The sequence below is a fragment of the Psychrobacter sp. TB55-MNA-CIBAN-0194 genome, assembly GCF_040309505.1.
GTDB lineage: Bacteria > Pseudomonadota > Gammaproteobacteria > Pseudomonadales > Moraxellaceae > Psychrobacter > Psychrobacter fozii.
Map to the genome: position 1 here is coordinate 1 of NZ_JBEOOW010000223.1, position 276 is coordinate 276.

A 276-nucleotide genomic window follows, 5' to 3' on the forward strand; every position below is an offset into this window, starting at 1 on the left:
GTAATAAACTGCGTAAAAATAGAGGCCACACTAGAAAGCACAAATTCAAAATAGGTAAAATGCAGTTCTTCCAGCATGTATACTGCAAAAAAAGGTGCCGAAATGGCAACCATGCACTGCATACCCGCAACAAATAAACTGTAATGGCGGAAAGTTTTGTCTTTCCATGCTTCGCGGAAATTACCAAATGTTTGTTTAAACACCCCAGACGCTTTGGCGAGCCTAGGCTCGGGGTCGTGCATTTGCAGTAATAACCAGGCTGAAGTAAACCGGCCC

The 276-nt window shown here is 43.8% G+C and carries 1 protein-coding gene; it reads right to left on the minus strand.

Going from position 1 to position 276, the window contains the following annotated elements; genetic code table 11:
* Positions 1-276: hypothetical protein (locus AAEY75_RS14905; RefSeq protein WP_352260010.1), on the minus strand; the 276-nt coding region annotated here is incomplete at both ends.